4 protein-coding genes and 1 pseudogene are annotated in these 11,010 nt (G+C 43.2%); all 5 read right to left on the bottom strand.

What is annotated here, in order from left to right; genetic code table 11:
- Positions 1-345 precede the first annotated feature (345 nt).
- The 5 genes and pseudogenes from IM477_RS22190 to IM477_RS22170 all read right to left on the bottom strand — a co-directional run bounded on the left by IM477_RS22190 (position 346) and on the right by IM477_RS22170 (position 10,899).
- A pseudogene (locus tag IM477_RS22190) lies at positions 346-798 on the bottom strand (type II toxin-antitoxin system VapC family toxin).
- Positions 798-1,034 (bottom strand): hypothetical protein, encoded by a 237-nt coding sequence (locus IM477_RS22185; protein WP_287733508.1) that lies wholly within the window; start codon positions 1,032-1,034, stop codon positions 798-800. Before IM477_RS22185 ends, IM477_RS22190 begins: the two are co-directional and overlap by 1 nt.
- Positions 1,035-1,334: 300 nt before the next feature.
- On the bottom strand, positions 1,335-7,487 hold the full coding sequence (locus tag IM477_RS22180; protein ID WP_287733505.1) for an AAA family ATPase: 6,153 nt from the start codon (positions 7,485-7,487) through the stop codon (positions 1,335-1,337).
- Positions 7,484-9,316 (bottom strand): carotenoid oxygenase family protein, encoded by a 1,833-nt coding sequence (locus IM477_RS22175; protein WP_287733503.1) that lies wholly within the window; start codon positions 9,314-9,316, stop codon positions 7,484-7,486. The genes IM477_RS22180 and IM477_RS22175 overlap by 4 nt, the downstream gene beginning before the upstream one ends.
- Positions 9,317-9,564: 248 nt before the next feature.
- On the bottom strand, positions 9,565-10,899 hold the full coding sequence (locus tag IM477_RS22170) for an AAA-like domain-containing protein (RefSeq protein ID WP_287733506.1): 1,335 nt from the start codon (positions 10,897-10,899) through the stop codon (positions 9,565-9,567).
- Positions 10,900-11,010: the final 111 nt, after the last annotated feature.

The following is an 11,010-nucleotide window of genomic DNA, read 5'->3' as shown; positions in this document are numbered from 1 at the left end:
AGCGTTTTTGTAAGAGCATTAACTTTGTTTTCTGATTGTTTTTTACTTATCATGGATGTGAGTTTCCTAACAATAATACCAGTTTTCAAAAGTAATGACCTACTTAGCTCCTCCTCGCAGCCAGGTCAAGCAACAGCCTAACCCAAGACCAAAGGCAGACAACAAAACTGTACACATTCCCCCCCTCGCAACTGTATCAAAAGCTACAATTTAATAAATCTTTACATTCTTCTCCCTAACTAGCGATTGACAGGGAAAGGTGTTTTCCGTTGTTTTATCCCTTCTCAGGCGAACTATCCGCTTCCGTGAGGGATGTTGGTGCGTTATGTCGGATTTGCTGCTTAATTATTGGGAATTAATGAAATCTTGCGGATGAACGATGGTAATATTGGGGACAGGGATAAAGTCATCAGAATTAAAGGTTAATAACTGGGTAATGTTAGAAGCTTTCATGACAGCAAGAAGCCTAATATCATGGGTGCGTTTTCCTTTAATATTGTAGGTGGTGACTAATTGAAACCAAAGGGGGAAAATATCTGGGGTTTCTGCTAATAAAGAAAATTGAGATCAAATTTGGTTAATTTCCTGTTGTGTTTTTTGTGTTGTCCAACCTAGTCCATTAACATCCTTATGGCGTGTTGCTACAACCCAAAATTCAATTAAAATTTGAGAAGTAATCAAACATTCTCCCCCTTGTCTAATAATCATGTCAACAACATTCATGATTAGGGGATAACTTGATGAGTTAGGGTCACTAGCTCGTAAGAGAATGTTAGTATCCAGTAAATATTGGGTCATTAATCTTCGTACATTGTGTCACGGTGTAAAGCTTCATCAGGTAAAGGGGGATTATTAGAGGAATGGCTTTGTACCCAACTCATCCATTTAGCGGCTCGCTGTTCAGGGGTAAGAGTCGGAGCTGGCAAAGGAAGTGAAGTTTTGGCGATGAGAGATTCGGTGAAAGATAAGACTTCTTGTTGTTTTTCTAAGGGAAGTTTTCTGAGGTTTTTAATGACTGCTTGTTCGATATTCATCTGACTTAGACTAATAGGCAACCAGATCAATCATATCCCATGCCGCAATTTCTCTATATTTAATAAATCTTTACATTTCTTTCCCCAACTAGCGATTCAGATTTTGGAGTTTTTGGGGACTTCAAGGGTTTTGATCTCTGGAATGATAGGAGCGAGTGCCGCTAAATCAGCGATTGCTCAGGGTGTAATAGCAAATCCGTTTTTAATAGTTTGATTAACTCCCAATCCAACTTTAAAAACCCAGTTGGGTATTGTTCCACAACTTCCCACTATCCTATGCCTTTTAAACAGGATTTAGTATTAGGTTGATTTTGCCAGGGTCAGCCAATGGAGGTTAAAGATTGCTTGATAGATGGGATTATGGACCCGCAGCCGGCCTTGGTCTTTGATCACTAACCCCGATAAAAGTAACTCTTTTTCTGGAGGGCTATCCTCGGCAATCACCTCTTTTTCCCTTAAAATCCGTTCATAGAGTCTCAGGAGTAACTGGGAGCGATGACTGTTGAGAAGCCGATCGCGAATAGTCCGCAGATGTTCCGGTTCATCCTGAGCCTCCCAATTGTCAATGATCTTCTTCTGTACCAAGTCCTCAATCCAGGAGGCCTCACCATTGGGGGGAATCGGCGAGGCGGCGGTGCGAATTAACTGACAGAGTTTTTGGGTCAGAAAAGGTTGACCGTTTGTCCAAGCAAAGACTTCTTTTAAGACAGTTTGCGGGTTACTAACTTTCTCGGCCAATCCGCGCAGTAAAGGCTGGGCTTCGTGTTCCTTAAAACCCTCCAATTGAATCGAATGACCGATATTAAAAGGAGTGATTTGGTGGTCGGTAATTAAATCGGAGGGGGTGACAACACCGAAGAAAGCGAAGGTCAAACGCCGATAGAGCGGGTTAAAACCACGCTGGTTATAGCAGGAACGAATCAGGGCAAAAAAGTCATTAACCGCGAAATTTAAGCCCAAAACGCTATCAATTTCATCGATAAAAATCGCGATCGGTTTCGGGGGAGAACCTTCCACGATCCCCACTTCCAGCAATAACACTTCTTCGATAAATTCGCCCAAGCGCTGTACTGCCGAGACATCTTCCCGTTCTTGCCACCAAGCTTTGAGATTGACCCTTTTGAGCAGTCCAAAACGTCGCCCTAACTCGAAGGCTATCCCCTTGTACCATTGGTCGGGAGTGACATTTTCGCTGCCGATGCGGGTTAAATCAATGGGAGCGCAACAGACCCCCTCGTGTTGGAGGTGGTCGATCATGCGTACCATTAAACTAGACTTGCCCATTTGACGGGGATTGAGAACATAGCAAAAATCGCCGCGTTTGAGGGCTTTATAGAGATAACGGTCGGCGGCGCGGACCACGTAGGTGGGGGCATCCATGGGTAAACTGCCCCCCACTTGGTAGTCAAAGGTGCTAGATTGTTCGTTAGTTTTGAGGAGTTCGTTTTCAAACAGTAATTCTGCTTGGGTGGCCTTGAGAATTTCTAGGGTTTGGCTGAGTTCTAGGGTGCGCTCCTGCACTTTCTGTTCTAGGGTGCGGCTATACTCGGCTAATTCTTCGGTAAAGCGAATCCGTTCCGCTTCCGCCTGTTTTCGTTCGGTAATATCGGTAAAAGCGGTGATCGCATAGATAATTTCTCCTTTTTCGTCAAAAACGGGCGTGGCATACACTTCTAGGGGAATAATCTTCTCTCCTTGGTGAATTTCTAGATCATCCATCGTGTTTTTTTCCCCCCTTAAAGCTCGGACAATCGGATGGTATTCTGTGGGATACAATCGATCGGTTCCAGCTTGATATAACTGATAGGTTTCCCCCAACTGATTAGCCGTGGTGATATTAACTATCTCTTTTCCTAAAATCTCTTGGGCGGTTTGATTGGCATAATAGGGTTGACTGCCAGCATCAAGGACGAATACCCCCACTGGCATCGCTTCTAAAAATTGCGCTAGTTGTCTCTGTTTGGCTTTGATTTCGGCGTAGAGTTTGGCGTTAGTAATTGCGATCGCCGCTTGGCTGGAGAGCAGTTGCAGCACTTCCAATCTTTCTTGGGTAAAAGCCCCGACGGTGAGATTATTTTCTAGATAGACAATTCCCCGCAGTTGTCCTTGGTCGAGGAGGGGCGAACAGAGCAGGGATTTGGTTTGATGGGTTTTAATATAGGAATCATTGCTAAAATTGCCCTCATGGGCAGCATCGTCATTAAGAACGGTTTGACCGCTCCGGGCTACATAGTTAATAATTGAGACGGGAAGATGTTCTTCGATGGCATTAGATTTAAAGACTGTCACCCCATCTTCCTGCACCGAACCGGAGGCTTCGATCAATAGTTGTCCGCCGCTTTCTAGGATAAGATAGCCCAGCTGCGCCCCAGCATTTTCGATGAGAATTTTCATCAGGGTGGCGAGTAATTTATCTAAAACTATCTCGCTAGAAATGGCTTGGAAGGCCTTCATAATCGTGGCTAAATCTAACAGTTCTCCCGCATGACTAACTGAATTTTTTCTGGTGGAAGTTCTCCTAGTTTCGGTCGGGTAATTGGAACTATAGTTATTGACCATTAACTGAAAATAGCGGCTTTCTATATCTTTGACTTTAGCTGTTGCTCCCCAAAGAGAATAGAGATAAGCCGCTTCATTGATGTAGGTTTTGGCAATTTTTACTTTACCCCAATCGAGATAGAATTTCGCCGCTAGTTCGTTAGCCAGTGCCTCTTCATTAATGTATTCATTTTCCTTGGCTTTAGCGATGGCTAGATCGTAGTTTTCTATGGCTTCTAGATAGGATTGCTGCACCCGGTCTTTTTCCGCTTCCACTAAATAAAATTTATGGAGATAGTTAGAGGGGGCTTGATTCGCCCATTCCTGTTGCTTTTTCTGATTATTCGTCACTCGTTCTAATACTTGCTGTTTTTGGTCATTGTCCAGATGATTATAAATAGCTAAATGGGCGAGGGAATCATAGACATTATGCAGAGAAATCAAGAAAGTGGCGGTAGCTCCTCCCAGATATTTTTGGGCTTGGTTAGCATTTTCAATGGCTTGTTCGTACTGTCCAAATAGATAACAAAGGTATAATTTATTAACAAATAAAGCACAGAGACCGTAGAGATCATTAGCCTCTAGATGGTACGGTAACATAAGAGTTTCTTGATAGTATTGTCCTTCTAAATGACCGGGATTTTCCGAGCGCCCCAGCAGATTTAAAACTGTTTGGCCGTAGATTTTTAGATAGTTGCGGGGGTTTTCTTGTTTGAGCTTAACAAAAGCCAGATCATAGTTAGCTATTTCTTGGGCTAATTCGGTTAATTCCTGTCCGATAAAGGCGGAATGAAAACAGTAAAGATAGGCGCAGGTTGTTCCGTAGTAGAGATCGCCCATTTCTAAACCGGTTTGATAGGAAGATTTTAACAAGGACAGGGAATTTTTAATCGGTTCTTTCCAGATACTAATAGTGGCGGAAAAGACGGCAATTATTTTCGGCATCAGGGCTTTGGCATGAAATTTATCAGCAATGTTTAAAGCTAATCGTCCAAATTGATAACCCGTTTCCCAATCTTCTAAAAGACCACAAAGAATTAAGCCATAATTGACATAAGTAAAAGCCGCTAGATAACTATTGCCGTATTCAATTGATAAGTTAACCTGTTTTGATACTAGGATGGGTAAGAGATGAGGTGCGGCAATATAAACAGGAGAAAATATGGCACTCGCTATCTTCATGATTGCTAATTTTTCTTCCTCATTTATCGGCGGTAAATTACTTAAATTTTCGATATTTTGACCCGCTAATTTTTGCCTAGTTTTATTGAGTTCTTCCTGAATATCTGATGATTTTAAGGATTCAAGAATCTCGAAATCTAGGCTTTTGAGGACGGATAAACCAATTTCTACCGCTTTTAGTTCGTGATTTTGGGCTTGATAAGCTTCGATGATTACTTCATAAACTTTCACCTTATCTAGGGTTGTTTTTGCCTGTTTTAATACGAGATTAGCCCAGCGTTGCATCTGCTCAAAGTTCCCACTTAAATAGGCGATTTCTGTGGCTTCAGAATAAATATTTAAAGTCAGTTGATAGTTATTTTTCCAGCTTGATTTTTTGAGAAGTTTTTGAGCTATTTTAATATATTTTAAGGCTCCAGTTTGGGCATTAGCGGCTTTTGCCTTTTGGGCTGCTAGTAAATTCAATTTAGCCACTGACTCTCGTTCTTTTTCCTCGCTAATTAGTTGATAACCAAGATTGAGATGATCGACTATTTTAAAAATCTTTTCCGATAATTCATTGGCGGCAGTATGCTGCCAAAGTAGGCGACCAATTTTCAAATGAATTAAAGATTTTTTGCTGTCTTCGATGAGAGCGTAAGCTCCTTGTTGAATGCGATCATGAGCAAATTTATATTCTTGAATCAGTAATTGTTCATCCAATTCTGAGAGGGGAATAATTAAACCAGCTTCGCTACTAGAAGTTAAAATTGGTAAAAGTTCTGGAGGTGATTTTTCAGAGATTACTGCCAGACTATATAAATTAAACTCTGCCCCAAGACAAGCGGCTAAACTTAAAATTTCCTGGGTTTCGGGGGGCAATTTCTGCATTTTGCCCATCATAAATTGAATCAGATTATCGGTACTACCAATCCTTTGAATTTGACCGAGATGCCATTGCCAATAACCCCTATTATTGTCGGTTTTAGTGGTTGTTTCCTGCCCTGGTTGGAAAAATAGCAAATTTTCCCAGTAGATAGTTTTCAGAAATTCATTGACAAAAAAAGGATTACCGTGGGTTTTTTGCCAGACTAAAGCGGCCAAAGATTGCACATATTCTGGTGAATGATTTAAGGTGTCAGCAATTAACTGATTGACCTGTGCAGGACCCAGAGGTCTTAAAATAACTTGATTGATAATTATGCCCCCCTGCTCTAATTTATCGAGAGTAGCGGTTAGGGGATGGGTGGAATTAATTTCATTACTGCGATAGGAGCCAATTAAAAACAAATAGTCCATATCGCCATCGAGCATAATTAATTCTATTAACTGGAGACTAGCCAAGTCTGCCCATTGCAAATCATCGAGAAAGATAACTAAGGGATGTTCTGGGGAACAAAAGACCCGAATAAAATTTTTAAAGACTAAATTAAAGCGATTTTGAGTAGCGAGCGCTCCTAATTGTAACACCTCTGGTTGTGGACCGATAATTAATTCTAGTTCAGGAATCACATCAATAATAACCCGTGCATTCGCCCCCAAAGACTTGAGGAGTTTTTGTCGCCATAGTTCCAGTTGTGGCTGACTTTCCCCCAAAAGTTGCTTGACGAGATGAGTCAAAGCGCTAACCACGGCAGCGTAGGGAGTATCGCGCTGAAATTGGTCAAATTTACCGGAGATAAAAAAGCCGCGTTTTTCAGTAATTGGCCGGTAAATTTCCCTAACCAGGGTGGTTTTACCCATGCCAGAATAACCCGTAACTAGCATCAGTTCGGTGTGAGAGGAGTTTTTATCCACCGTGGCTACCCGTTGAAAAGCAGTGAGGAGAGTGGCGATTTCTGCCTCCCTACCGTAGAGTTTTTGGGGAATTTGGAACTGATTGGCTAGATCTTGCCTAGCGATGACAAAATCCTCAATTTTAGCCGTTTTTTCTAGTTGTCTTAAACATTCTTCTAAATCTGCCCGAATACCATAGGCACTTTGGTATCGTTCCTCGGGGGTTTTAGCCATCAGTTTCCTGATGATTGCCTCCACCACCGGGGGAATTTCCTCCCTGACGAGACTATTAATCTCCAAAGGTTGTTTTGCCAGATGACAGTGAACTAATTCCAAAGCATCTTTAGCCCGAAAAGGTAATTGTCCGGTGAGAAGTTCGTAGAAGCTAACGCCCAAGGAATAAAAATCCGTGCGGTAATCGAGACTGCGATTCATCCGTCCGGTTTGTTCGGGAGAAATATAGGCTAAAGTCCCCTCAAGGACGTTGGGATTTTTTAGCCCCGGATTTTCCCGCCGCAGGACGCTGGCAATGCCAAAATCGATGATTTTAATTTGTCCGGTTTCGGGGTTAAGAACTATATTGGCAGGATTAATATCTTTGTGAATAACCTTGGCGTTGTGAATTTTCTCTAAATTAGCCACTATTCGGGGTGCAAGGCTTAAAAAGTCCCTTAAGGCCAGGGGTTTGCCCTCTAGCCATTTTTTTAAGGATATACCCCCGAAATCTTCCAAAATAATCACGGGAGTTCTGCGGTAGGTTTCTAAACCATAGGCTTTAATCGCCCCCTCGAAGTTCAGGCCGCAGATGGTTTTATACTCCTGTTTGTAGTGGGTTAGTTCTTGTGCGGTTGGATATTCTTGCTTGAGGATTTTGAGGATAACGGGTTGATTATCGGCGGTGCGAATAGCCCGATAGACTTCCGAGTTAACACTTTCGTAGATTTGGGCAAGAATGTCGTATCCGTTGAGAACAATCATTTTTTTACTTGGCGATTGTAAATGGCTGCGGGTCTCCCCAAGAAAAATTCTACGGGAACTAAAACAAGACTCCGCAAGGCTGACAGGACTCGATTTACCTGTGAGACGGAAGGACGGGGAGAAGGCAGCACTTGCTCGAAATACTCGGAATGCAAGGTAAAACCAAAGTGAACATCTTCCGGCAAACTCAGTTTAGCAATCGGTCCGCCCTTGAGATTGTCAGGGTTAAATAACCAAGCTTCTAATACTCTGGTCGGGGTTAAAACCGTCGTAAATAGATAGCCCTGTTCTTGGGGAATAAACTGAATGCTATCTAAAATATAGCCATCGGGACAAACATAAAAATCCAGTAGTCCCCGACCTAAATGTGATACATGAGTATCACTGGCATTTTTTTCTTGGCTAATCTGTTCAGTTAACTGATTCCAATCCTTATCGAAGGGAACCTTGGCTAATACCGAGGGCAAGTCATGACAGGGAAGTTCGGCATCCCTGAGGATGCGATTACTCTGGTCGCGACAATCCATATACTGACGACGACAGATTAATTCGCGCACATAACCGGCATAAACCTGATAAATAGCGCTGTATCCCTGTTCCAATTCCCGCGGGTCGGCGGTGTAGAGAGTGGTAGAGAACCACCCCGGATGGATGAAAGCTTGTTCGCTCATCACCCTGGCATCTTCGATAACCACTTTGCGCAGCACTCCGGGGTCAAAGGAAAACATCCAGGGAATGCCGTGGTATTCGGGGGGATAACCCTGACCGGTAAAATGTTGGATATCGTCTTTTTCGATCGCTTCGGTTAAACTAATAGTGGCGTTTTGGATGGCCACAAGCTGAATTTGACCGTTGATACTATGGTAATTACAAAGGAAATGATAACTGTCGCCATTGAAGGTAATTAATTGCGAGGGAACGGTGGTTTCTTCTTCCTTGAGGTCTTGACGTTTAACCAGATAAATTTGAGTTTTCGGATAGGTTTCTTCCGGCTTGATTCTGATACCTAATAGTTTGGCTACTCCCATCTGAAAAGGCATATCGGGAATCATGATATAATCTTCGGTGACGATGACCGAATGGGGACTACCATCGAGGATAGTTCCCTGTAGTTTCCAGGGTTTAAGTTGTTTTTGTTGATCCCAAAGCACAACATACACCGAGTTATCTAAGTCTTTTAACATACCTCCTGATACAATTTTTAGCTTTAATTCACAGGTGATAAATTCTTTGGTTTTTTTGTCGTAGAAGGGATGAGCGGTATTTTCTAGGACTGGGAAAAAAGACAAAGGCACGGAAACAAGATGTTGGTCAAAATAACCAATCGGAGTGATAGTATCAAGGGAAACGGGATCCACTTCCCAGTAACGTCCCGCATCGGCAGTGAGAATTAATCGGGTTTCTTCTAGTTGTTCATCTTCGGAAACTTTTTCTAGTTTAACCATAGCAGTATTCGCTATTTCCGAAGAACCCAGAATGCTGACCACGGCAGGAAAAGTGGCTTGACTAATATTAAATATCGGTAAAACTTTTCGCCAGAAACTATCCCAAGTTTTCAGTTTTTTACTGTAAACGTTAACTTGATTATTTTTCCCCTGCAAGTCCCATTTAATAATTACACCTTCGCCAGAGAACAAATGACGGTCATTTTTTCTATGAAAAGGACAGACGATAAAAACGTATCCCGAAAGATTTTCTGGCCAATGTCCCTCAGTAATTGTGGCGACTGCCTTATATAAATTGTTCTCATCCGGTTGACCGAGTTGCGAGCGACTAAAATTACCAATGTTGACAGTATTTTGGACAGTATCTTTGATTGACATATTCATAAGTAGGGTTTGCGGCAAAAAGTTTGTTGGTGGGGTTAGTAGCTGGTCGTCGGTCGTCAGGAGATAGGAGTCGGGAGCCAGTATTTAGGAGGCAGGAGACAGGAGATAGGATTCAGGTGTTGGGGTTTTGGGGTTTTGGGGTTTTAGTTCAATTTCCCCACTTCCCCACTTCCCCATTCCCCCACTTCCCCATTCCCCCACTTCCCCACTTCCCCACACCCTGCCTTTCACTGATTACTGATTACTGTTTACTGATAACTGATAGAGGATTTCACCTCTAAAAAATAGCGTCGATACAATTCATAGCCTGGTACTACTTTATCTCCTGATTGTTTGAGTAGTCCCATACTGCTGAGTTTGTAAGCGAGAATTGGGTCTAATTGTACGGGTTCCACCGCGCTCATCACCCGATCGAGGGCTTTTGCTAGTTCAGGCTGTTGTTCTAATACCGCCCAATGGCGCCGCAGGTGATGGGCATAAATCCCCGTGACAGAGGTGGCACTGGTTAATATTTGCGTCATGGTTATTTCCTCCCGACTGAGATAGTAGAGGGCAGTTTGTACCAAAGCCGGGTGTCCTCCCACTAGCTCCATCAATTGTTTGACTTTTTCCTGATTTTCCCAGGTGAGTTGATAACGTTGGGCTAATTGTAATACCTCCTCAAGACTAAAATGACTTAACTGTGCGGGGAATCCCACGTTAAAGGGGGATTGATTGAGCTGCAGGGGAACATAAATTTCCGTGGAATGGACGACGATAAGACGGAGTTTTTGCCAAATAGGTAGGGTTTTGGCTTCTTCGTACCAAGAACGCAGCAGCGGTAAAAAATCCTTGGCCACTTGGGGATGTTCAAAAATCTGATTAAGTTCATCGAGAGCGAGGACAATGGGGGCGGTAATCGATTCAAGCAGATAGTCTTGAATGTAAACCGTACAGCTAATCTTGCTGCCTAAATCCTCATCCCAATACTCATCTAATTGCGGTTTTAACTGTAGTTGACGGGCGGCATTGGCACACAACCAGCGCAAAAATTGGTTTAAATCACTCAAAATGGCCTGGTCCACCTGTTCTAAGTTCAAACTCACCGTGCGGTAGCCTTGCTGTTTGGCAAAATCGAGCATTCTCAAAAGTAGGGAAGTTTTGCCCATTTCTTTCGGGGCTTTTATCCGCACTAAAGCCCCCGGTTTCTTGATTTCCTGCCTTATCTGTTCTTCGAGGGGAAGACGTTCTAAATAAAATGGGGAACCAAGGGGAACTGCCCCATTGGGATAGGGGGGTAATGTGTCCAATTTTTCGCTCTTGGATGGAGAATTAACCAGAATTTTGTCTTGAGGGGGTGCTGTTAGCTGAACATTCAGGGCGGCGATTTCTTGCCAGTCGAGGCATAATCGACGACAAATTTGGGCAAAAGTGGCTTGTTCTACCGGTTTACCGGTCAGGAAGTTACTGACAATAGCCAGACTAAATTCAGCTTCTTTAGCTAAGGAGCGTTGACTGCTAAAGCCCTGCTTTCTCACGGCTAATTTGACTTGATTGAGGCAATGTTGTTGTACTCTTAGATGGCTCGATAGGGAATCTCTCATAAGAATTGGGGTGTGGGGTGTGGGGTGTGGGGTGTGGGGTGTAGGGTGTGGGGAGACCACTTCGTGCGCGTTGCGGGGGGAGACCACTGCGTGCGCGTTGCGGGGGGCGGT

The sequence above is a fragment of the Microcystis sp. M090S1 genome, assembly GCF_020246295.1.
GTDB classification, from domain to species: domain Bacteria; phylum Cyanobacteriota; class Cyanobacteriia; order Cyanobacteriales; family Microcystaceae; genus Microcystis; species Microcystis aeruginosa.
Note: the sequence above shows the minus strand (reverse complement) of the source record. Positions and strands in the feature narration are given on the sequence as shown.

Coding starts and splice junctions, on each gene's coding strand:
- IM477_RS22185 (WP_287733508.1), bottom strand. CDS start 1,034: ATGAATATCGAACAAGCAGTCATTAAAAACCTCAGAAAACTTCCCTTA.
- IM477_RS22180 (WP_287733505.1), bottom strand. CDS start 7,487: ATGATTGTTCTCAACGGATACGACATTCTTGCCCAAATCTACGAAAGT.
- IM477_RS22175 (WP_287733503.1), bottom strand. CDS start 9,316: ATGAATATGTCAATCAAAGATACTGTCCAAAATACTGTCAACATTGGT.
- IM477_RS22170 (WP_287733506.1), bottom strand. CDS start 10,899: ATGAGAGATTCCCTATCGAGCCATCTAAGAGTACAACAACATTGCCTC.